This window comes from Lawsonibacter faecis, from assembly GCF_014287675.1.
Taxonomy (GTDB): Bacteria; Bacillota; Clostridia; order Oscillospirales; family Oscillospiraceae; genus Pseudoflavonifractor; species Pseudoflavonifractor faecis.
In genome coordinates, this window is record NZ_JACOPQ010000001.1 from 156,724 (window position 1) to 179,447 (window position 22,724).

General features: G+C 63.5%; 18 protein-coding genes. 5 read left to right on the top strand and 13 right to left on the bottom strand.

Annotated elements, in window-relative coordinates; translation table 11 throughout:
• Window position 1: 1 nt before the first annotated feature.
• From H8S62_RS00755 to H8S62_RS00800, 10 genes are all read right to left on the bottom strand, one after another.
• A complete protein-coding gene (locus tag H8S62_RS00755; protein ID WP_186918191.1) occupies window positions 2–1,684 on the bottom strand; it encodes a M3 family oligoendopeptidase in 1,683 nt (560 codons plus the stop codon).
• A gap of 9 nt (window positions 1,685–1,693) precedes the next feature.
• A complete protein-coding gene (locus tag H8S62_RS00760) occupies window positions 1,694–2,869 on the bottom strand; it encodes an iron-containing alcohol dehydrogenase (protein WP_155145325.1) in 1,176 nt (391 codons plus the stop codon).
• 41 nt (window positions 2,870–2,910) lie between these two features.
• Window positions 2,911–4,086 (bottom strand): amidohydrolase family protein, encoded by a 1,176-nt coding sequence (locus H8S62_RS00765; protein ID WP_186918192.1) that lies wholly within the window; start codon window positions 4,084–4,086, stop codon window positions 2,911–2,913.
• Window positions 4,083–5,768, bottom strand: a complete 1,686-nt coding sequence (locus H8S62_RS00770; protein ID WP_186918193.1) for an aminopeptidase — start codon at window positions 5,766–5,768, stop codon at window positions 4,083–4,085. The genes H8S62_RS00765 and H8S62_RS00770 overlap by 4 nt, the downstream gene beginning before the upstream one ends.
• 4 nt (window positions 5,769–5,772) lie before the next feature.
• Complete coding sequence (locus H8S62_RS00775) at window positions 5,773–7,122, bottom strand: MATE family efflux transporter (RefSeq protein ID WP_186918194.1); 1,350 nt, start codon at window positions 7,120–7,122, stop codon at window positions 5,773–5,775.
• Between the two features lie 430 nt (window positions 7,123–7,552).
• Complete coding sequence (locus tag H8S62_RS00780) at window positions 7,553–9,247, bottom strand: peptide ABC transporter substrate-binding protein (RefSeq protein WP_186918195.1); 1,695 nt, start codon at window positions 9,245–9,247, stop codon at window positions 7,553–7,555.
• Window positions 9,248–9,421: 174 nt separating this feature from the next.
• A complete protein-coding gene (locus H8S62_RS00785) occupies window positions 9,422–10,390 on the bottom strand; it encodes an ABC transporter ATP-binding protein (protein WP_155145316.1) in 969 nt (322 codons plus the stop codon).
• Window positions 10,383–11,429: an ABC transporter ATP-binding protein gene (locus H8S62_RS00790; RefSeq protein ID WP_155145314.1), complete on the bottom strand. Its 1,047-nt coding sequence runs from the start codon at window positions 11,427–11,429 to the stop codon at window positions 10,383–10,385. Before H8S62_RS00790 ends, H8S62_RS00785 begins: the two co-directional genes overlap by 8 nt.
• A 13-nt stretch (window positions 11,430–11,442) precedes the next feature.
• On the bottom strand, window positions 11,443–12,402 hold the full coding sequence (locus H8S62_RS00795) for an ABC transporter permease (protein ID WP_279233711.1): 960 nt from the start codon (window positions 12,400–12,402) through the stop codon (window positions 11,443–11,445).
• 13 nt (window positions 12,403–12,415) lie between these two features.
• Window positions 12,416–13,336: an ABC transporter permease gene (locus H8S62_RS00800; RefSeq protein WP_155145312.1), complete on the bottom strand. Its 921-nt coding sequence runs from the start codon at window positions 13,334–13,336 to the stop codon at window positions 12,416–12,418.
• A gap of 268 nt (window positions 13,337–13,604) precedes the next feature.
• On the opposite strand from H8S62_RS00800, the gene H8S62_RS00805 reads away from it, so the two are divergent.
• The 5 genes from H8S62_RS00805 (at window position 13,605) to H8S62_RS00825 (ending at window position 19,612) form a co-directional block, all read left to right on the top strand.
• A complete protein-coding gene (locus tag H8S62_RS00805) occupies window positions 13,605–14,987 on the top strand; it encodes a tryptophanase (protein WP_155145310.1) in 1,383 nt (460 codons plus the stop codon).
• Between the two features lie 226 nt (window positions 14,988–15,213).
• The gene (locus H8S62_RS00810) at window positions 15,214–15,888 is read left to right on the top strand and encodes a helix-turn-helix domain-containing protein (protein ID WP_173023411.1); all 675 of its coding nucleotides are present in this window, start codon (window positions 15,214–15,216) and stop codon (window positions 15,886–15,888) included.
• Window positions 15,889–15,915: 27 nt separating this feature from the next.
• The gene (locus tag H8S62_RS00815) at window positions 15,916–17,013 is read left to right on the top strand and encodes a phosphotransferase (RefSeq protein ID WP_155145307.1); all 1,098 of its coding nucleotides are present in this window, start codon (window positions 15,916–15,918) and stop codon (window positions 17,011–17,013) included.
• Window positions 17,014–17,118: 105 nt separating this feature from the next.
• Window positions 17,119–18,096 (top strand): beta-propeller fold lactonase family protein, encoded by a 978-nt coding sequence (locus tag H8S62_RS00820; RefSeq protein WP_186918196.1) that lies wholly within the window; start codon window positions 17,119–17,121, stop codon window positions 18,094–18,096.
• A gap of 247 nt (window positions 18,097–18,343) precedes the next feature.
• Window positions 18,344–19,612 carry an MFS transporter gene (locus tag H8S62_RS00825; protein WP_186918197.1) on the top strand — a complete coding sequence of 423 codons (1,269 nt, stop codon included), beginning with the start codon at window positions 18,344–18,346 and terminating at the stop codon, window positions 19,610–19,612.
• A 47-nt stretch (window positions 19,613–19,659) separates the two neighbouring features.
• On the opposite strand, the gene H8S62_RS00830 is transcribed toward H8S62_RS00825, so the two are convergent.
• From H8S62_RS00830 to H8S62_RS00840, 3 genes are all read right to left on the bottom strand, one after another.
• The gene (locus H8S62_RS00830) at window positions 19,660–20,469 is read right to left on the bottom strand and encodes an alpha/beta fold hydrolase (RefSeq protein WP_186918198.1); all 810 of its coding nucleotides are present in this window, start codon (window positions 20,467–20,469) and stop codon (window positions 19,660–19,662) included.
• Between the two features lie 281 nt (window positions 20,470–20,750).
• A complete protein-coding gene (locus H8S62_RS00835) occupies window positions 20,751–21,776 on the bottom strand; it encodes an ABC transporter ATP-binding protein (RefSeq protein WP_155145299.1) in 1,026 nt (341 codons plus the stop codon).
• A 108-nt stretch (window positions 21,777–21,884) separates the two neighbouring features.
• A complete protein-coding gene (locus H8S62_RS00840) occupies window positions 21,885–22,724 on the bottom strand; it encodes a carbohydrate ABC transporter permease (RefSeq protein WP_155145557.1) in 840 nt (279 codons plus the stop codon).

A 22,724-nucleotide genomic window follows, 5' to 3' on the forward strand; every position in this document is an offset into this window, starting at 1 on the left:
CTCACCCGTTTTTCTCTAGGAATTCCATGGCGCGCTGTCCCACCCTGCCCACAACGCCGGGGGTGAATGGGGACTCCAATCCGGCCAGGGCCAGGGTCTTGTCGAAGGAGTGCTTTCCGCTCTCCCGCAGGAGGGTGAGGTAGCTGTCCCACGCCTTGGCGTGGTTCTCCTCGTCCAGGAAGTGGTACTGGAGGGCGCAGGTCTGGGCCAGGACGTAGTCGATGTAGTAGAAGGGCCATTTGTAGATGTGGGTCTGCCGCTGCCAGGCCCGGCCCTGGGAGAGGAAGTTCTCGTGCTTGTACTTCCGCCAGGGCATGTACCGCCGCTCCAGCCCCTGCCACAGCTCCAGCCGCTGGGCGGGGGTCAGGTTGGGGTGGTCGTACACCTCGGTCTGGAACTCGTCCACCGCCGCGCCGTAGGGCAGGAAGGAGATGGCGCTCTTCATGTGGAAGTACTGGTACTTGTCCACATCTGCCTCGGGGTACACCCGGTCCAGCCAGGGCCAGACGAAGAACTCCATCGCCATGGAGTGAATCTCGCACAGGTCGGAGGAGGCCTCGCAGCTGTCGACGAATGGCTCGCCCCGCTTCAGGAAGGAGTGGAGGCCGTGGCCGCACTCGTGGGCGAAGGTCTTCACCGCCCCGGGGGAGCTGTCGTAGGTCTCGAAGATGAAGGGCATGTGGTAGAGAGGCAGATAGTTGGAGTAGGCCCCCCGGATCTTGCCCTTGCGGTCCCCCAGGTCATAGAACCCGCAGCGGCGCAGCTCCTGGTAGTAGAAGCGGCTCTCGGGGGAGAGCTCGCCGAAGACGCCGTCGAACAGCTCCTCCACGGCCCCATCCCTGGTCTTGGGGCCGTCCCCGGCGAAGCTCACGTCCTCGTCGAAGTCCCAGAGGGTCTCATAGCCCAGCCGCTCCCGCTGCTTATCATAGAGCGCGGCCACCACCGGGGTGATGCCGGTCTCGATCTCCCTGCGGAACGCCGCCACCTCCTCCCGGCCGTAGCCGGTGCGGCCCTGACGGCAGTAGCCCATGTCGGTATAGGAGGAGAAGCCCAGCTTCTTTGCCATGCGGTGGCGGACGTGGACCAGCTCGTCATAGATCCGGTCCAGCTCCTCAGCCGCCTCGGAAAAGGCGTTCTGGCGGATCTCGCCGAACTTCTCCCGGGAGGCCCGGTCGGAGCTGTCCTGGAATTTTCCCAGTTCTCCAAGGGTGTACCGCTTGCCGTCCAGCTCCGCGGTAATGTTGCCGGAGAGCTTAGAGTACTGCGCGGAGAGGCGGCTCTCCTCCTCCAGCTCGGCGGCAATGGCGGGGGAGAAGGCCCGGGCCGTCACCTCGGCATGGCGGAAGGTCTCGGCCCCCAGATGGACCTCCAGCTCCGAGCGGTAAGGTGTGGCGTTGAGCGCCTCCCCCAGGCGGGTGATGAGGGCGTCCCACCGGGGCCGGGTCTGGTCGAACCAGGCCCACTCGTCCGCCCAGAAGGCGTCGTTGGTGTCCATGGTGTTGTAGGCCTCGCAGATGGTGGCCATGGTCATGTAGTACCGGCGGGGTGCCTCGGCGCTCTGGAGGGAGAAATAGGCTTTCTCAAAGCTGTCCGCCGCCGCCAGGGCGGAAATGCCCGCCCCCAGCTCCCGCTCCAGCGCGTCCATGTCGGGACGCAGATAGGGCACGTCTTTAAATTGAATCATGGCGCGCCCCTAAAACCGGAAACTGTCGTGGAGGATGCCCACCATCACGTCCTTGGGGGCGAAGGGCAGGAAGTTGAAGACGGGGCAGGCCTCGGCCTCCTTCAGCTCGTCCTCGGTGAGTCCCAGCTCCTCGAAGGACTTGTAGAGTCCCACCCGTTGGAGAAAGTCCACCATCAGCTCGCTCAGGCGGGCGGCCGCCGCCGCGTCGTCCGCCGCGGCCAGAGATGGGTCGAAGAGGCGGGCCACGTCGGCGCACTTCTCCACGCTCTGGGTACACTGCCAGCGCAGGAACTGGGGATAGAGGGTGGCCAGGCACTGGCCGTGGGCCAGCCGTGGGGCCACGCCGCCCACAATCTCGCTGATGGGATGGGGGAGGCAGGCGGCGGCGTTGCCGAGGGAGATGCCGGAGAACATGGCCGCCTGGGCCATCCGCTCCCGCAGCTCCATGTTGCCGGTGTCGTTCACCAGCCTGGGCAGGGTGTCGATGATAAGTCCCATGGCCCTGAGGCCGATCATCTTGGTATAGGGGGAGGCGCAGTCGCGCAGATAGCTCTCAAAGGCGTGGGTGAAGGCGTCAAAGCCCGTGATGGCGGTCATCCGGGGCGGCAGAGTGCGCATCAGCTCCGGGTCGATGATGGCCTCCTTGGCGAAGGCCTTGTCGTGGAAGATGCACTCCTTGTCGTTGTGCTCCTGGTCTGAGATGACCATTGCCTGGGTGAGCTCGCTGCCCGTGCCCGCGGTGGTGGGCACGGCGATGAGGGGCAGATTCACCGGGGAGGGGGACTCGTACTCGGCAAAGGGGTCGGTGTAGGAGGAGAAGACCTCGCCCCAGTCCACCTTGCCCGCGCCGTGGAAGAGGCAGATGGACTTGGCGGTGTCGATGGAGCTGCCGCCCCCCACCGCCAGCACCACCTGGATGTCCTCGGCGTGGACGATGCCGATGGCCTCCTCGATGCCCACGATGGTGGGATTGGGCACCACCTTGTCGAAGTGGACCACCTCGATGCCCGCCCCGGCCAGCAGGCCCTTCACCCGGTCGTAGAGGGGCCGGAGAACCGCCTCCTCGTTGGTGGTGGTGACCAGCATGCACTTTTTGCCGTACTTCCCCACCACGGCCCCCACCTCATTGAGGCGGCCCGCGCCGAAGTGGACCCGGGTGGGCTGATAGAAGTTAAAGTTTTCCATACCGCGCCGCTCCTTTCCTAAATCCCTGTATTCCTATTATATCACTGTACTTTTCTACCGTCCAGATAAATTTCCCGCGCCCCCGTCACGCTGCGGATGTCCTCGAAGGGGTCCCCTCCCTGCCAGCAGACGAAGGTTGCGTTTTTCCCCGCCTCCAGGGTCCCCAGGCGGTCGGAGAGGTCCATCAAATCCGCCGCGCCCACGGTGGCGGAGGTGAAGGCCGCCAGGGGGGTGAGCCCCGCCTCCACCATGAGGACCAGCTCGAAGTTGGCCTTGTCGTAGGGGTCGAAGGTGTTGCCCGCGTCGGTGCCGAAGGCGATGGGCACGCCCTTCTCCGCGCATTGTTTCAGCACGTCCCGGTGGCGCTGAATCACCGATTTGCTGCGCAGGTGGTCGGGGTTGTCCGGGTCCTGCCGCAGCCCCTCCTCCACCGCGTAGTAGGGCGCGGACAGGGTGGGCACCAGGTAGGTGCCCCGGCGGGCCATCTCGTCCATGATGTCCTCGGTCATGAAGACCCCGTGCTCCACCGAGTCCACCCCGGCCCAGACACCCCGGCGTATGGCGGTATTCCCGTGGGCGTGGATGGCCACCTTGCGGCCCATGGCGTGTGCGGCCTCCACCCCGGCGGAGAACTCCGCCTCGGTGAGCTCGCAGGGCCCCGGCTCGGGTCCGGGGGAGTTGACGCCGCCGGAGGCCATGATTTTCACCACGTCGGCCCCGTTCTTGATGATGGTGCGCACGCCCTTGACGATCTCGTCCGCCCCGTCGCACTCCAGGCCGATGCGGCCCCCATGGCCGCCGGTGACGCAGACGGCGAGGCCTGTGGTCTGGACCTTGGGCCCCCGGACCGTCCCCTGGTCGATGGCGTCCCGGACGCCCAGGGAGTAGCCCTCGATGCTGCCCAGATCCCGGCAGGCCACCACCCCCGCCGAGAGCAGGAGGTTCGCGTTGCGCAGGCCCTCGCAGATAAGCCGGGCCGTGGCTCTGGGGCTCACGTCCATGCCGTCCATGTCGGAGCCGATGAGGTGGACGTGGCAGTCGATGAGGCCGGGGGTCACCACCCCCTCAAGCGGCGTCCGCACCGCGTCCGCGGGACAGGCCACCTCGCTTTCCCTCCCCACGGCCAGAAGCTTGCCGTCCTCGGCCAGCAGGGCGAAATTCTCAATGATCTCCCGGCCGTTAAAGAGCTTGCGGCCGGTGTAGTATACCTTGCTCATCTCTGTACTCCCCTTTCCAGCGGCTCGTTCAGGCACTCGGTACCCGGCAGGACGAAGCGGCCGTCCCTCAGGATGGGGACACGCTCCCCGCCGGGCCGCACGCCGTCCAGACGGGCCAGCTCGTCAAATGCCAGGGTGATATCGGTGTGGACGTTGGTGTACACCTCTTCCCCGGTCCTCCGGCGCCCGGTGCGCTCGTTTTCCCGGGCCGTCATCTCCTTCTTGTCGTAGAGGTTGTAGACCGGCGCGTCCTCCCCCCGGGCGAAGCAGGGGTCCCCCACGGCGACATGGGGTCCCATCTTCTCCGCCAGCAGAATGGGCATCCGGGGCAGGAGGTCCATGTCCCGGGCGATGGCGTAGGCCAGGGTATTGCTGCCGATGGCGAACTCCCCCATGGGAAGGGTGTCGTGGCCCTGGAGCAGGTGCTCCTTCACATAGGCCCGCCCGGCCGGCTCGTCGGCGCAGCCGCCGCAGCCGTAAGAGGCGATCATGCCGTCCCGGAACTCCAGCTTCAAATCCCGGAAGTACACGCCTTTCAAATAGATCTCCTTCACATGGAGCGTGCCCGTGGTCCCCGCCAGCACCGGCGTGGTGAAGAGTTCCCCGTGGGGGATGTTCAAATCGCCGCCGCAGTTGAGAAAGTTGGTCTCCTTACTGCCGTCGCCCAGGGGCCGGAGCATTACGGTGAGTCTGGTGTCGTTTCCCGCCGCCCCCTCCAGCTCCACACGCTCACAGGTATCCAGCGCGTCGATCAGGGTCTGCTGTATCAGCTCGTACTTCTCCGACTCCATGGTATTCAGATCACAGAACGCGTCGAAGACCGCCGGGAAGTTCTCCCCCACCAGCAGATTGGGGAATGCCACCTTGCAGAAGGAGAGGTCGGAGGGGGCGAGATACCGGGCCTCCATCTCCCGCTTGGCGTTCTCCAGCTCCAGGAGCCGACTACGACGCTGGCCGCCGGGCGCATAGGCCCCCTCCAGGACCCCGGGCACCCCCGCCGCCTCGCCGAACTGGCCGATGCCGATCATGCCGCAGGTATCCAGCAGCTCAGGGGAATTGCGGCGGTAGGCCAGGTCGTAGGCCCTCAGCAGGGCCTCCAGCGCGGCGGCGCTGAGGCAGGCCGCCCGGTCCGCCCCATGGGCCATCGCATAGGCGCCGGACCAGGCAAGACACTGAGGCTGCTGCACCACGGCCTGAAGCCCCCGCTCCTCCAGCGCCCGCAAAACCTCCTGGGCCAGGGCCTCCTGGCCCACGCAGTAGTTCAGGCGCACCCGACGCCGGCTGCGCCGGGTGCGGCTCTGACTGAGAAACCCGTGGAGGAAGGCCTCCACGATATGCACGCCGATCTCCCTGCGCCGCGCCCCGGGGTACTCATAGAGGAAGGCGGCAAGTTCCCGTTCCTCCTCCCGGACGGGCAGCCCGTAGTCCTCCAGCCAGGAGAGGCAGCCCCCCTCCGCCGAGCGGAGCACGGTCTCCCACGGGTTGTCCGCCCCGATGGTCACAAGGGCGCGGACCTCCCGGCCCGCGATGTCCACCGCGTGGGTCCCCACCCAGCGGGAGAGCGCCCCCTCCAGCCGGGCCTGGTCGCCCTTCGCGGACTCGGCCAGCGTTTCAAGTTCCGCCTCGCCGCCCAGCCAGGTCCGGCTGAGATGGGCGGCGAGCGCCAGGTGTGAATCAGTCATATTCCTAGCCCTCCCTCGGCCCCCATGCGCTCAGGGAGCTCTGAAATCGTTTGGAATGGTAGTAGACCAGGGTCGCCCCGAAGGCGAAGACCCAGCCGATGAGAATGGACAGCCATACTCCCAGATAGCCCAGCGGCCCCTGGAGAAGCATGGCGGCGGGCAGGCGGACCAGCCAGTAACCCGCGATGGTGATGACCATGGGGGCGAAGGTGTTGCCCGTGCCCCGGATAAGGCCGTGGACCACGGTGAAGTAGCCCGCGGCGAAGTAGCCCAGGCTCAGGATACGCACGTAGTCCTCGGTCATTTTCACCGTCTCTCCGGTGGCGCCGAAGAACCGGGCCATCCCCCCGCCGAAGCCCCAGAGCACCACCAGCAGCAGAGCGCCGATACAGTAGGCCCACAGGAGGGAGAGCCGCTTGGCCTCCCGCACCCGTTCGGGCCTCCCCGCGCCCAGGTTCTGGCTGGTGAAGATGGCCAGTCCCTGGCCGATGTTGACGATGGGCAGGGCGGCAAAGGAGTCGATGCGGCTGCCGATGGTGTAGGCGGTGACGGCGCTGGAGCCCAGGCCGTTGACCACCACCTGCAGAAGGAGCATCCCCACGCTCATGGCCCCCTGCTGGATGGAGGCGGGCACCGCGCAGCGCACGCCCGCCTTCAAGGTATTGACAGAGAAGTCCAGATGCCGCGGATCGTAGCGCATATTCCGGGAGTAGCGGTTTACATACCGCAGGCAGAGGAGAAAAGACACCGTCTGGGCCACGGCGGTGGCCATGGCCGCCCCCTCCACCCCCATGCCCAGGCTGCGGATGGACCAGAGGTCCAGCACGCCGTTGAGCGCGGAGCAGTAGATCAGGAACTTCAGCGGCGTCCTGGAGTTGCCCGTGGCACGGATCATGCCCGCCAGGGTGTTGTACCCCGCGATACCGGGAATGCCCAGAAAGATGTACTTGAGGTAAAGCACCGCGCCCTCCATCTGCTCCGCCGGCGTCCGAATCGCCCGCAGCAGGAGAGTCGCCGTGAAAAAGCCCACCGCAGCCAGTACCACCGAGAGGAGCATGATGGCGGTAAAGAGGGTGTCCACCGTGCGTTTGATCTGCGGAGCGTCCTCCCGTCCGATGGCCTGGCCGATGAGGATTTCGGTGCCCACGCCCAGGCCGATGAGGAGGGCCACCATAATGCCCACGATGGGCTGGCTCACCCCCACGGACCCCAGGGCGTGCTCCCCCACGCAGCGGCCCACAATCACCGCGTCGATGGAATTATAGAGCTGCTGGAGGACATTCCCCGCCAGAATGGGCAGGAGGAAGGAGATGAGCCGACGGCTTACCTTCCCCTCCGTCAGCGACGCCGGCATCATATTCCCTCCTCTCTTTCAATCTTGTCCCGCAGGGGCGGCGCGTTGCCTGCCTTTTCCACAGGAAGAATGCGGCAGGACGAATTCCCGGCGGATAAGGGGAACCCTCGCGGGGGTACGGCCTTTTCCGGCTTTCCCCGTCGCTCTGGTCCAACCGCACCTATGCGCCTACGCTCGCGCTTCTCTGTCACGTTCGCGTTGGGCGCATGGCCGGGTCGCCTTCCCGCCGACTCCGGGAAAAACCGGAACCGCCTTGCGGTGGACGGCGTTTCCTGGGCTTTCCCCGTCGCTCTGGTCCAGGCTCCCCTATGCGCCTACGCTCGCGCTTCTTCGGCAGGAAACGGACGGGAGCAGACCCGCGATCTGCTCCCGCCCTTCACCCTGCGCAACGCGCATGAGCGTCATGCGCCGCAGCGTCGTTTCTTCCGATTTACTTTACGATGTAGACGTCCTTAAAGTCGAACTCGTAGCCATAGGTGTAGATATTCAGGCCGCGGACATTGTCAGCGACGGCCCAGTTGTTCTCAGCGTACACCTGGGGGATGTAGATGAAGTTGTCCAGAACCAGCTTCTCGATGTCCATCCAGGTCTGGATGCGCTCGTCGCCGGTCTGGGTGTGGGCCTTCTCGACCAGGGACTTGAACTCCTCGTTGTCCCACTTGCCCTCGTCATAGATGAACTGCATGAAGCCCTGGGGATCGCGGTAGTTGGAGTCCTGGCCGCCGCCGATGACGCAGTCGAAGGTGCCTTCCATCAGCATGGGGAGGAGAACGCCGATGTCCATCACGCTGACAGGCATCTCAACCCCCAGATTGGTCTTCCACATGTTCTGGATGGACTGGGCCTGCTGCTTGCCGCTTTCCAGACACTGGATGGCAAAGCCGTTCTGCAGGTCCTCCACGGTCTTGCCCAGCTCGTCAAGGCCGGTCTGCAGCAACTCCTTGGCGCGCTCGATCTCGGCGGGGTCGGTGGCGTCGGACACCACGTTGCCGGCCTGCTCACGGAAATCGCCGCCGTCGAGGCCCACAACGCCGTAGGGCACCAGGCCGTAGGCGGCCAGCTTGCCGTTTTTCAAAATCTGCTCCGCGAAGACCTGGCGGTTGAAGGCGATGGAGAAGGCCTCGCGGATATTCTTGTTGGCCAGGAACTCATTGGAGGGGTTGAATTCGATGAAGGTGACCTTCAGGCGGGTATCGACCTCCAACTCCTCAGCGGGGAAGATATCCAGCAAATCGTTGGCAACGCGCAGAACGCTCAGTTCGCCATTCTGATACATACCCAGAGAGGTGTTGGTATCGGAGGTAATGGTCATCTCAAGGCGCTCCAACTTCACGTTAGCGGCGTCCCAGTAGTTCTCATTCTTCTCCAGAACCATGGAGTTCTGATGGGTCCAGTCGGTCAGCTTGAACGGGCCGGAGGCGACGACCTTGTCGGCGTCGGTGCCATACAGCTCGCCCAGGTTCTCCGCGGCGGCCTTCTGGATGGGTGCCATGCTGTCGGCGGTGACCATGTCGATGAAGAAGTCGCAGGGCTCGGTGGTGGTGAACACGATGGTGTGGTCGTCGGGGGCCTTCACACCCACCTGGTCAAAGTCCACCTCGCCGGTGAAGAACGCCTCGGCGTTGAGGATGGGGAAGTAGCGGTAGGCGATCTCGGAGGCCGTCTCGGGACTGATGGCCCGCTCGATGGAGTACATCACGTCGTCCATGGTGATGCTGCTGCCGTCCTGCCACTTGGCGTCGGTGCGCAGGGTGAGGGTGTGGGTCTTGCTGTCGTCGCTCTTCACATAGTCAGTGCACAGGCCGGGAGCCCAGGAGCCGTCGGTGTTCTTACGCAGCAGGGGCTCGTGGATGGCGGCGATCACAATGCTGCCCTCGCCGGAGTTATTGGTCCAGGGGTCCAGGGTGGTGGGTTCGGTGCGGAGAATGAAAGAGAAGACCTGCTCGTCGGCCAGCTCCTCGCCGGTGGGGGCGGGCTCGTTGGAGGGCTCCGTGGCGCCGCCCTGGCTGGTGGTGGGGGCGGGGGACTTGGAGGGCTCCGTGGTGGTCGGCCCGCAGGCCGCCAGTGCCAGGACCATGGACAGTGCCAGCAAGAGGGACAGCGCTTTACTCATGCTTTTTTTCATCATTTTACCTCCTGTATCCTATTTATTGTGCTCTTTTCCTCTGATCAGCGGGTCTTCCCGCAAAATCACTGATTTTGGCCGAAGCCCTGCATTGAATGTCGATTGTCTGCCGCGGATATCCGCGGCAGACAATTCCCCCGGGGGAATTGTGCTCTCAGGCGCTGCAGGGCCCGCTCAGCCGTTGACGACGTGGCAGGCCACCCGGTGGCCGGGGGCGCACTCCTTCAGTTCGGGGGGCTGCTCGAAACAGATGGGCTTGGCGTAGGAGCAGCGGGTGCAGAACTTGCAGCCCTTGGGGGCGTTGATGGGGCTGGGGATCTCCCCCTCCAGCTTGATGCGCCGGCGCTGCTTTTCCACCTCGGGGTTGGCCACGGGGATGGCGGAGAAGAGCGCCTTGGTGTAAGGGTGCTGGGGGTGCTCGTAGAGCTCCCTGTTGGAGGCGTACTCCATGATGCTTCCTAAGTACATGACCGCCACGGTGTCCGAGATGTAGCGCACCATGGAGAGGTCGTGGGCGATAAAGATATAGGAGAGGTTGGTCTTCTGCTGGAGGTTCAGCAGAAGGTTCATCACCTGGGCCTGGATGGACACGTCCAGGGCGGAGATGGGCTCGTCACAGATGATGAGCTCCGGGTCCATGGAGAGGGCGCGGGCGATGCCGATGCGCTGGCGCTGGCCGCCGGAGAACTCGTGGGGGAAACGGTTGGCGTGCTCCTCGTTGAGGCCGACGATCTCCAGCAGATTGACAATCTTCTCCTTCCGCTCAGCGGCGGAGAGGTGAATGGACTTGTTGAGGTCCCAGCCCTCTGCGATGAGCTGGCTGACCGTCATGCGGGGGTTCAGGCAGGCGTAGGGGTCCTGGAAAATCATCTGCATGCTGCGGGCCAGCTCCTGGCGGAAGTGCTTGGAGCTCTTTCCGCTCACGTCCTTGCCGTTGAGGATGACCTTACCCTCGGTGGGGTCGTAGATGCGGATGATGGTGCGGCCCAGGGTGGACTTGCCGCAGCCAGACTCGCCCACCAGGCCCAGGGTCTTACCCCGCTCCACCTGGATGGATACGCCGTCCACCGCTTTGACCACCCGTCCGCCCTTGATATTGAAGTGCTTCTTCAGGTCCCTGGTCTCCAGAATGATATCACTCATGTCTGACCACCCCCTGTCCTGTGATGGGGTTCACGGCGCTGAGCGCCTTTGGATGGTAGAGCCAGCAGGAGCACCAGTGGCCCTCGCCCGTCTGCTCGTAGGCCCTGGGGTAGAGCTGGGTGCAGGCCTTCATGGCATAGGGGCACCGGGCGGCGAAGGGGCAGCCCGCCGGCGGCTTGAAGAGGTCCGGGGGCGAGCCCAGAATGGGGTGGAGAGGCTCCCGGTTGCTGGTGTCCTCCGGCGGAATGGACTGAAGCACGCCCCAGGTGTAGGGGTGCGAGGGGTGGGCGAAAATATCCTCCGCCGCGCCGTACTCCATGATCTTACCCGCGTACATCACGGCGATATTGTCCGCAATGTTTGCAACCACGCCCAGGTCGTGGGTAATCATGATAATAGAGGTGTCGTACTGCTTCTGAATGTCCTTGATGAGGTCCAGAATCTGGGCCTGAATGGTCACGTCCAGGGCGGTGGTCGGCTCGTCGGCAATGAGGAGCTTGGGATTCACCGCCATGGCCAGGGCGATCATGGCACGCTGGCGCATACCGCCGGAGAACTCATGGGGGTACTGCTTGAAGCGGTCCTCCGGGCTGGGGATGCCCGCCAGGGCCAGGGTGTCCAGGGCGATCTTTTTGGCCTCTTCCTTGGTCTTGTCGCCGTACTTGACGATGCCCTCCACAATCTGCTTGCCGATGGTCATGGTGGGGTTCAGGCTGGTCATGGGGTCCTGGAAGATCATGCGGATTTCCTGCGCGCGGACCTTCTGCATCTCCCTGTCGGAGATTTTCAGCAGGTCCCGCCCGTTGAAGAGGACCTCGCCCTTCTTATAGAGACCCTTGGGCTTCTCCGGATTCAGGCGGATGATGGACTTGGCGGTGACGCTCTTGCCGCAGCCCGACTCGCCCACCAGCCCCAGGCTCCTGCCCTTTTCCAGGGTGAAGCTGACGCCCCGGACCGCCTGGACCTCGCCCGCATAGGTGCGGAAGGAGAAGGTCAGGTCGCGTACGTCCAGCAGCGCGTTGGTGTTGTTCCCTTCCATAGTCCTTCCCTCCTCACTGTCTCATTCTCGGGTCCAGGGCGTCCCGCAGGCCGTCGCCCATCAGGTTGAAGCAGAGCATGGTAACGCAGATCAGCAGCGCCGGGAACAGCAGCTGATACGGATAGGTCAGCAGCTTGTTGGCGCCGTCGCTGGCCAGCATGCCCCAGCTTGCCATGGGCAGGGGCACGCCCAGGCCGATGTAGCTGAGGAAGGCCTCGGAGAAGATGGCGCCGGGGATGACGTTGGCCATGGAGATGATAATGGGGCTCATGGCGTTGGGCAGCAGGTGCTTGAGGATGATCCAGATGCTGCCCGCGCCCATGGTCCGGCTGGCCATGACGAACTCGGATTCCTTTAAGGAGAAAACCTGCCCGCGGAAGAGGCGGGCCATGCCGATCCACCCGGTCACCGCGATGGCGATGATGATGGGGAAGACGCCCGGCTTCATGACCAGAATCAGAAGCACCACCCACAGCATCTGGGGGATGGAGGCGATGAGCTCGCAGAAGCGCATCATCAGGTTGTCCGCCAGGCCGCCGAAGTACCCGGCGATGCCGCCGTAGAGAATGCCGATGGTGCCGTTGAGGACGGCCACCACGAAGGCGATGGTCAGGCTGACCCGGGCGCCCATCCAGCAGCGGGTGAAGATGTCCCGGCCCAGGTCGTCGGTGCCGAAGAGGTGGGCCATGCTGGGGCCCTGGTTCAGGGCGAAGTAGTCGATCTGGTCGTACTGGTAGGGGCTGAAGATGGGCTGAAAAATGGTCATCAGGATAATCAGCAGCAGAATCACGGCTGAGACCATCGCCACGGGATTGGCCTTGAAGCGCCGCCAGGCGTCGCTCCAATAGCTCAGGGAGGGCCGGGTCATCTTGTCCGCGTCGGAATAGGCGGAGTCGTCCTTTTCAAAGAGGTCGTCGGTCAGCAGCGCCTCCTGGTCCTCCAGGGCGGCCGCGTCAAGAACCATGTCACTCATACGTTCCGCCTCCTTAACCCGCGATGCGGATCCGCGGATCCACAAGCCCGTATACAATATCCACAATGAAGTAGCACACCACGGAGATAAACGCGAAGATGATGGTCAGGCCCATAATCATGGTGTAGTCCGAGTTCTGGATGGCGAGGATCATGGACTGGCCGATGCCGGGCACATTGAAGATCTTCTCAATGACGAAGTTGCCGGTGAGCACGCCCGCACACATGGGACCCAGGGAGGTCACCAGGGGCAGGAAGGAGTTGCGCAGCATATGCTTGCGGACGATCTCGCCCTGGTTCAGGCCCTTGCTTTTGGCCGTGTAGATGTAGTCCTGGCCCATGGTGTCCAGCATGCTGGTGCGCAGCATCCGGGCGTAGTAGGCGATGTTGGTGAACGCGGCGGCCATGATGGGCAGCACCGCGTAGATCCAGCCCTTCCACCCCTGAATGGGGAAGAGCTGCCACTCCACGGCGAAGTAGCGCTGTATCAGGGAGCCGAAGACGAAGTTGGGTACCGAGACGCCCAGTATCGCCAGGATGATGACGATGTAGTCAACCGGCCCCTTGTTTTTCAGGGCGGCCACCGCCCCCAGCACCGACCCGATAAGGCAGCCGATGAGCACGCCGCCGAAGCCGATGATGGCGGAGATGGGCATACCGCTGGCGACCTCGCCCACGACGGTCTGGCCCTTGTACTTCATGGACACGCCGAAATCGCCGTGGAGCAGATTATTCATATAAATAAGGTACTGTTCAAACAGGGGCTTATCCAGCCCGTACTTGGCCTCCAGGGCGACCTTGACGCTCTCCGGCGTCTCGCGGGTGACCTCGAAGGGCTGGCCGGGGATGGCGTGCATCAGGAAAAATGTCACCGTCGCCACCAGGAACAGGGTCACCACCATGGATAGAAATCGTTTGGCCGTATAGCGCAGCATAGCTTTGATCTCCCTCCGTCTCTCCCGCCGTTTTCGTCCGGCGAAGCGTCTTTGCCAGTTTTCACCAAGTTTTATAGGCCGTCCGCCGCTTTTCTTGTTCAAAGATATCATCTTGCCGGGCCGAAGTCAATAAAAAAATATCTCATTTTTATTTTTTTATTTTATTGACAAATTTTTATCTCAGTGATAATATCAATCTCAAACAGGGGCGTTCGCCCGTGGAAGACAGTTTACTCAACAAACGATATTTTAAATGGAGGGAAAGACGATGGAGTACATCCCCGAGCCGTTCCGAATCAAAATGGTAGAGCCCATCCATAAGACCACAAAGGAGTACCGCCAGCAGTGCCTGAAGGAAGCCCAGTACAACGCGTTCCGTCTCAAGGCCCGGGACGTATACATCGACTGCATCACCGACAGCGGCACCAGCGCCATGAGCCAGAACCAGTGGGCCGCCATGTTCATGGGCGACGAGTCCTACGCCGGCGCCGAGAGCTTCTACCGCCTGGAGGCCTCCGTGCAGGACGTGTTCGGCATGCCCTACGTCCAGCCCACCCACCAGGGCCGCGCCGCCGACTACATCATGGCCCAGATCTACGCCAAGAAGGGCAAGTACGCCATCGGCAACATGCACTTCGACACCTTCCGCGGCAACGCCGAGGTTATGGGCGCGTACCCCGTGGATCTGTGCATCGACGAGGGCTTTGACGCCGCCTCCGATCCCCTCCCCTTTAAGGGCAACATCGACCTGAACAAGATGCAGGCGCTCATCGACGAGAAGGGCGCGGACAATGTCTGCGTGGTCATCATCACCGTCACCTGCAACAACAACGGGGGCCAGCCCGTCTCCATGCAGAATATCCGCGAGGTCTCCGCCCTGGCGAAGAAGTACAATATCCCCGTGGTCATCGACTCCGCCCGCCTGGCCGAGAACGCCTGGTTCATCAAGCAGCGGGAGCCGGGCTATGAGAACAAGGAGATCAAGGAGATCACCCGCGAGATGTTCTCCTACTGCGAGACCGCCACCATGTCCTCCAAGAAGGACGGCCTGGTGAACATCGGCGGCCTCTTTGTCACCCGCAGCGAGGACGTGTACCATCAGGCCAACCAGATGGCCATTGTCCACGAGGGCTTCATCACCTACGGCGGAATGTCCGGCCGGGACATGGAGGCCCTGGCCGTCGGCCTCCAGGAGGCCTGCGAGGACTCCTATCTGGAGTACCGCACCGGCCAGGTCAAGTTCCTGGGCGACCTGCTGATGGAGCGGGGCATTCCCATCATCCAGCCCACCGGCGGCCACGGCGTCTATGTGGACGGCCGCCGCTTCTTCCCCCACATCCCCCAGCATGAGTTCCCCAGCCAGCGCCTCGTGTGCGCGCTCTACGAGGAGTCCGGCGTCCGGGCCGTGGAGATCGGCGCCTGCGCCTTCGGCTCCAAGGACCCCGTCACCGGCGAGGACATTTTCCCCGAGCTGGAGACCATGCGCATCTGCGTCAACCGCCGCGTGTACACCAGCGACCATCTCCGCGTCATCGCCGACGCCCTGGCCCGCATCTATGAGAGGCGGGACCAGTACAAGGGCATGAAGATTGTCTATGAGGGTCCCATCGTGTCCCTGCGCCACTTCACCGCCGGGTTCGAGCTGCTGTAAACTGTGCAGTCAGCCGCCGCCGTACATATGAGGCTGCTGTGTGGCGGACCCCAATGTGCGGCGGCGGCTCTTTCGTTCCCGGAGCAAATCTTTTTCTATTTACTGTCAATCGTTTGTATGATATACTGACAGATATCACTTGACCGCCTCTATATTTGTCTATTATTTCTTGCAGAGCATTTTGAAGCGGCCTCAAACCGCTCAACCGATAAAGGGGATGTCCACAATGTACGATTTCGAGCAGATCTCGTTCCTGCTGCCCTTCCTCAGTCAGGCTCTGGGCCCGGAGGCCGAAATCCTGTTGTGCGACACCGAGCGCATCCTCTATGCCGAGCACCCCATCACCGACCGGGTGAAGCCGGGCAACCGCCTGGGGGACATGGAGCGCTCCTTCCTTGAGGAGGGGACCTACAAGACCCGGGACAGCGTGGTGAATTACCGCGCCCTGCTCCCCTCCCGGGAGCGGCTGCGGGCCTCCACCCTCTTTCTCAAGAATCAGGACGGCAGCCTGGCCGGCTTTCTCACGGTCAATATCCGGGTGGAGAGCATGCTTCAGGCCCGGGACATGATTGATACCCTCATCAACGGCGAACACCCCCACGCTGGGGGCTTCGCGCCCAAACACACCAAGTACGCCGCAGAAGCTTCACAGCCCGAGCTGCTCAGCCGGTACGAGGGGGTCAACGTGGCAATTGAGGACATCATTCAATCGGTCACCGAGGACTATCTCGCCCATTTCGGCGTGCCCGCCGGCCGGCTCACTACCTCCGAGCGGCAGCAGATCGTCCAGGAGCTGGACCGCCGGGGGGTATTCCTGGTGAAGGGGTCCATCGGCGAGGTGGCCCAGCGCCTGGGCTGCTCCGAGGTCACCATCTACCGCTATCTGCAGCAGAACACATAAAATGATTTGAAGGAGGGGTCCGCCCCTATGGAACTGGAATCCGTCCGCTCCGCCCTGCGCAGCGCGGGCTACCCCGCCGTCTCCCTCACCGCCATCCAGGAGGGCTCCAACCACGATGTCTTCGACGTGGTGCTGGAGGACGGCTCCGCCGCCATCTGTAAATTTGCCAGGGTCCGGGAGACCGAGGTCGGCATCGCCGCCGAAAACCGGGACACCCTATTCGGCGGCCGCCTGTCACTGGACCGGGAGTCCTACCTTCTCTCTCTGGCCCGGAAGGAGGGCGGCCTGCCCGCCCCCGAGATCTACGGCGCCCACGACTCCCCTCTGGGCCGCTTCATCATGATGGAGAAGTCCCCAGGCATCTCCTTTACCGAGTGGCAGGGCGTCCAGGGCTACCGCCTGGAGCCCTTCCTTGAGAGTCTGCGGGCCCTGGGCCGGGACTTCGGCAAGCTCCACCGCAACCTCCGCTTTCCCTCCTTCGGGGACATCATCGGTCCCGGCGTCATCGATCCGGGCTGCCGCAACTTCGCCGACCGCTTCGAGGCCGTCACCGAGATGCGCATCGACCGGGGCGTGAAAAAGGGGACCTTCACCCCGGAGGAGGCCCTCCGGGTCCGCGCCTTCTTCCACGGGAGGTTTGAGGACCTGCGCCACTGCCTTGACGCCGGACTCTGCCGGTCGGTGATGGTCTTTACCGACATGCACGGGCGCAACTACTTTGTAGACGGGCAGGGCGTGCCCAGCGGGTACTTCGATCTGGAGTCCGCCCAGGCTGCCCCGGCGGCCCTGGAGTTCTACGGCTTCCGCTTCTTCCTCTTCAACTTTTACGACGGCGGGACCTTCCCCAGGGCCGAGGCCGCCTTCTTCGAGGGCTACCGGGAGGCGAACGGCCCCTGCGTCCCGGAGACGGCAGAGGACGAAGCCCTCATCCAGCTCCTGTCCGGCTGCCGCCTGCTGGAGCTCTCAGAGTCCTACTGGGGCGTGGTGGACGCCATCCGGGACACCTGGGGCGTACGGATGAAGGACCTTCTCTTCCGGTACATGGACACCGGCTCTATCGACTACGTCGCCCTCGGCGCCCTATGGCGAGAGCGGGACGGCCAGCCCCTCCACCCCAAGACGTAAAGACGCAATGCCTCCCGAGCCAGCCCTCGGGGGGCATTGCGTCGCTCCCGTCCGAATGCTTTCACATTTCACCCACTACTACGCCCCACTGAAAGGAGCGCTCCAATGTCCCTCATCAACGGCTATGTCGGGACCTACGCCTCTCCCGACGCCCCGGGCACCTACCGCTTCACCCTGGACGCCGATACCGGCGTCCTCAGCGCCCCGGCCCTCGTCTACCCCCAGGCCAACACCAAATACGCCGCCTGGCACGGCGGCCTGCTCGCCACCGTCACCGAATCCGGCGGCAGGTCGGGTCTCGCCCTGCTGGACGCCTCCGACCCCGGCTGCCCTGTGCTGGACAGCGTGCTCACCGAGGACGCCACCGCCTGCTTTCTGACCTGGCACGAGGGGCGCATTTACTCCGCCAACTACCACGACGGCCATGTGCTGATCTATGAGCCCGCCTGCGGCGGGCTGCGTCTGGTCCGCCGGCTGGAGATCGGCGCCGAGGCGGGCTGCCACCAGGCCCTCTTCCACGGCCGCTGGCTGCTGGTGCCCTGCCTCTGTCTGGACCAGGTGCGGATATTTGACCTGGAAAACGGCCTTGCCCCCGCCGGGACCCTGAACTTCCCCGCCGGGACCGGCCCCCGCCACGGCGTCTTCAACGCCGACCATACACGGCTCTATCTTGTCAGCGAAAAGAGCAATCAGCTCTTCACCTATGCGGTGGACGGCCTCAGCTTCACCCCGGTGCAGGCGGACACGCTCCTCCCACCGGACTGCGCGGGCAGGGCGGACGCCGCCGCCGTCCGTCTCTCCCCGGATGGGAAAACGCTCTACGTCTCCGTCCGGGGGGCGGACCTCATCACCGTGTTCCGCCTGGAGGACGGTCTCCCGGCCCTCCTCCAGCACGCCTCCTCCCTGGGCCGGGACCCCTGGGATCTGATGCTCCCTCCGGACGGCCGGTTCCTTCTGGCCTCCGACCGGAAGTCGGACGCGCTGGTCTCCTTCAACCTGGAGCCAGACGGGTCCGTCGGCCCCGAACGCAGCCGGCTGACCATCCCCCAGTGCGTGGGTCTCACGCTGGAGACAATGCAATAAAAATGAATTTGGGCGGCTGCGCGTATGCACAGCCGCCCAAATTTTCTGCCTCTCCCGGCCTTGTTCCCATCCAATCGTTAGATATTTAATTAACATCTTTTCTGTTAAAAAATAAATATATACCAATATTTCGCAACAAAATCATGTCATATGTCAATTTACTTTTCCCTGCTTCCCATTTACACTGTTTTTAACGTTTGTGCAATACAATGGTTCAGACGCATCATGTGAATGGGAGGTACAACCAATGAAACAGCGGAAACATCACCCTGCGTGGCTCATCCTCATCGCCTGCTGCTTCCTTCAGGCGGGGGGTGTGGGCGCCCTCTCCAACTCGGCGGGCATTCTGGTCCCGGCGGTGCTGGGGGATCTGGGCTTCACCCAGGGGAAGTTCATTCTCTACATGACCATCCAGGGGCTGTGCATGGTGGCGGCCCTGCCTCTGGCGGGCAGGCTGCTCCCCAAGGTAAATATCCGTATTCTGGTGAGCGTGGGCATCGTCGTATCGGCGGCGGCCTTCGCCTCCATGGGCAGCTTCCGCGCAGTCTGGCAGTGGTACATCGCCGGCGGCGTGCTGGGCTTCTCCTCCGGGTTCGTGTTCCTGCTGCCCGCCCCGGTGATGATTGGCAACTGGTTTAAGAAAAAATCCGGCCTGGCCATGGGCCTCGCCATGGCCTGCTCCGGTATCGGCGGGGCCGTGATGAACCCTCTGGGCGGCCTCTTCATCAGCCGGTTCGGCTGGCGGGCCACCTACGTCATCATGGCGGCCATCGCCCTGGCGCTGGTGCTCCCCTTCTCTCTCTTCGTCATCCGCTTTAAGCCTGCGGATGTGGGCGCGGCGCCCTACGGAGCGGAGGAGGGGGACGCTCTCCCCGGCGCGGGCGCCCAGGCCCTCTCCGGCGTAAGCGCAAAGACCGCCGTGCGCTCCTTCTCCTTCCTGTGCGTCTTTCTGGTGGCCGGGCTCATCTCCTTCGGCGCCACCTTCCTTCAACTCCTGCCCACCTTCGCCGGAACCGTGGGACTGGCTCCTATCGCCGCCTTTCTCTCCTCCGCGGTGATGATCGGCAATATTGTCGGCAAGCTGGCCCTGGGCTGGCTCAACGACGCCCTGGGCGCGCGCAACTCCACCCTGGTGGGCCTGGGCATCGTGGCAGCCGCCTTCGTTCTTTTCCTGCTGGCGGGCCTGGGCGCGGCGGTGGCCCTGGCGGGCGCATTCCTCTACGGGGTGGTCATGTCCATGGTCTCGGTCTCCATCCCCCTGGTGGTGCGCAGAGCCTTCGGCGCCAGGGACTACAGCCAGATCTTCTCCTATGTCAGCATGGGCACCTCTCTCATCGGCTCCCTGGGCGTATCGGTCATCGCCTTTATGTACGACGCATTCGGCTCCTACTCCCCCAGCTTTGTGATGGGCATCGGTATCTGCGTCCTCTCCGGGGTGCTTCTGGTCGCGGGCCTTGCCAGCGCCGGGAAGCTCCCGGCGGCGGGCGGCGCCTCCGCCAGCCCCGACCCCGCCTAAGAAATATCCGGCCTGCCGCATGACTGCGGCAGGCCGGGGCAGCGCGCTCACATCTCACGCAAAAATTCCAGTACCCGGCTGTTGAAATCCTTTGCCTCCTCGTAAGCCCCGTGTCCCAGGCCGGCGTACATCCACAGGCGGCTGCCGGCGATGCTCCGGGCCAGCTCCCGGGAGGCGTCCGGGCCCACCACCTTGTCGCAGTCCGCCCCGACGACGAACGTGGGGCAGGTTATCCTGTCGAGCTCGCCGTAGGCGTCGTGGCCCAGGCAGGCGTGGGCCTGGATGATAAACCTCTCAAACGACTTCGGCTTTCCCACGCGGGTCAGGATGGGGTAGAGCGCGCGGTATTTCTTCAGATACGCCTGCGAATAGGACCGCTCCGCGGTGTCGATAAAGAGACTTTTGTAGTCGTCCGCCTCCGCCATGCGCAGCCAGCTGCCGACGGCCTCCTCTATCAGAGGATTCTGCCTCGCCAGCGTCACCGCCAGCACCAGCTTTCCCACCGTCTGTGGAGAATCGACGGCGAGGTACTGGGCAATCATCCCGCCCTGGGAGATGCCGATAACGTCCGCCCGTTCAATCCCCAGCAGGTCCATGGCCTCCCTCGTGTCCCTCGCCATATCCCGGGTGGAGCACCCCTCCGCCAGCGCATTTTTCCGGCTGAGCGCATAAACCCGGTAGTCTCCGGCATACTGGCGGAACATCAGGGCAAACGGAACAGCCAGCCCCCTGGCGGTCTTCAGGCCGTCTCCCAGTCCCGGCAGCATGACGAGCGTCTTCTCCCCCGTTCCGAAGGAGACGTACTCCATCTCGGTCTTTCCCAGCACAACCGACCCGTTTTTTGCGTGATACAGCATAAAAGCCCTCCAGGTTTTCCACCGTCACATGCCAATTGGAGCTGTTTTTTCGCTTTTAACCCGACGCGCCGCGGACAATCGGCGTCTCGCGGCATACGGCATTGCTGGCGGTTCCCGCCCAGCGGAGAAGCAAAACGTGCCAAAAAGCGGATACCGATTAATGCTTTGCGGTCATTATACCACAAACGCCGTGCACAGTCCGTGGGATGTCACATTAAAATTTCATTTAAAAAGGCCACGGGACCGCTGTATTACGGTCCCGTGGCTCTTTTTGCAGCCTCTCAGTCTATCCGCAGCTCGGTCTCCCTGTCGAAAAAGAGGAACTTCTCCTGATCCATACGGATGCCGACGGCCTCCCCCGGCCCGCAGCGGAATGCGGCGTCGGCTGCCATTACCAGTCCGGGCAGCCCCTCGGCCTCCAGGTAGACCATGCTCTCCCGCCCGGTGTTCTCCACGCCGGAGACCCTGGCCCGGAGGGCGCCGGGGTCGCTTGCGTCAGCGGGCGTGATGTACTCGGGCCTGATGCCCACGATGCACCGCCGTCCCCGGTGCTCTCCCTCCCAGGTGTTCATGGGGGGCGAGCCGATGAACTTCGCCACAAAGAGGTTGGCCGGCTTCTCGTAGACCGTCCGGGGGGCGTCCACCTGCTGTAAAACCCCGTCCTTCATGACGGCGATGCGGGTGCCCATGGTCATGGCCTCGGTCTGGTCGTGGGTGACGTAGATGGTGGTGGTGCCCAGCCGCCGCTGGAGGTCCACGATCTCCCGGCGCATATCTACCCGCAGCTTGGCGTCCAGGTTGGAGAGGGGTTCGTCCATAAGGAAGAGCCGGGGCTGGCGGACCATGGCCCGGCCCAGGGCCACCCGCTGCCGCTGGCCGCCGGAGAGGGCTCCGGGCCGGCGCTTCAGATACTCGGTGAGGCCCAGGTTGGCCGCCACCTCGGTGACCCGCCGGTGGATGTCCTCCTTCTTCCACCGGCGCATTTTCAGCGGAAAGGCCATGTTGTTGTAGACATTCATTGTGGGGTAGAGCGCGTAGTTCTGGAACACCATGGCGATATCCCGCTCCTTGGGGGGTACCTTATTGATGACCCGCTCACCCATGCGGATGGTACCGCCGTTCACCGTCTCCAGTCCTGCGATCATCCGCAGGAGGGTGGATTTGCCGCAGCCGGAGGGACCGACGAAGATCATGAACTCGCCGTTTTCCACCGTCAGGTCCATGTCCCTCACCGCGTGGGAGTCGGCGGAGTACCACTTGTTCACCTTTTCAATTGTGAGGCCCACGCTGGTCTCGGATACTGCCATGAGAATCGCTCCAATCTCTATCGCGCAGTTATGTCAAAGTATGGGGTCCGGACCGCCTTTGCCGCGCAAAGGCAGGTGGGGGTATCGGAGGTGGGTGCGCGAAGTCAGTCAGTCCTTCATCCCCGAGGCCGAGATCCCCGCCTCCAGATACCGCTGGCCGAAGAGGAAAATCAGCAGTGCGGGCACCAGCATAATCACCGACGCCACCAGACTGACCCCGGCATTGTCCGCCGTGACGGTGGGCAGATACAGGGACAGGGGCCAGAGGGTCTTATCCTGCAAAAAGGTGAGGGGCTGCTCCAGTGCGTTCCAGTACTCCAGAAAGCCCAGCACCACGGCGGAGAGAATGCCGGGGGCCCCCAGGGGGAGTCCGATGTGGAAGAAAATCTGGAGGGGACCCGCCCCGTCCAGGGCCGCCGCCTCGGTGAGGGCGGAGGGGATGGAGGTAAAAAACCGCACCATGAGAAACACGGGGAAGGTACTTACCGCGCCGGGCAGGATGATGGCCCAGACGCTGTTCATCAGGCCCAGATTGTCCAGCACCAGGTAGCTGGACACCATGGTCACCTGGAAGGGCATGAGCATGAGGACGATGTACAGGGAGTAGAGAATCTTTTTCCCCCTGAAGTGGAACCGGGCGAAGGCCCAGGCCGCCGGCGCGCCGATGAGAACCTGCCCGATGACCACCGGGAAGACCTGCCTGCACGAATTCCAGAACATGGCGAAGAACTGGGGCGTGTCCAGCAGCAGCTCAATATAGGGCTTCAGCGTGGGGTACATGGGCAGCAGGGGCCATACCGCCGTACCCTCGGTGTTACCCAGCACGGGGGCCAGGTTCTGGGTCATCTCCTCCGCCCCCATAAGGGAGCCGGAGATCAGCAGCCACAGGGGCACCCACACAAAGAAGGCGATGAAGGCCAGGAGCATACCGATGAGCCATTTGCGCAT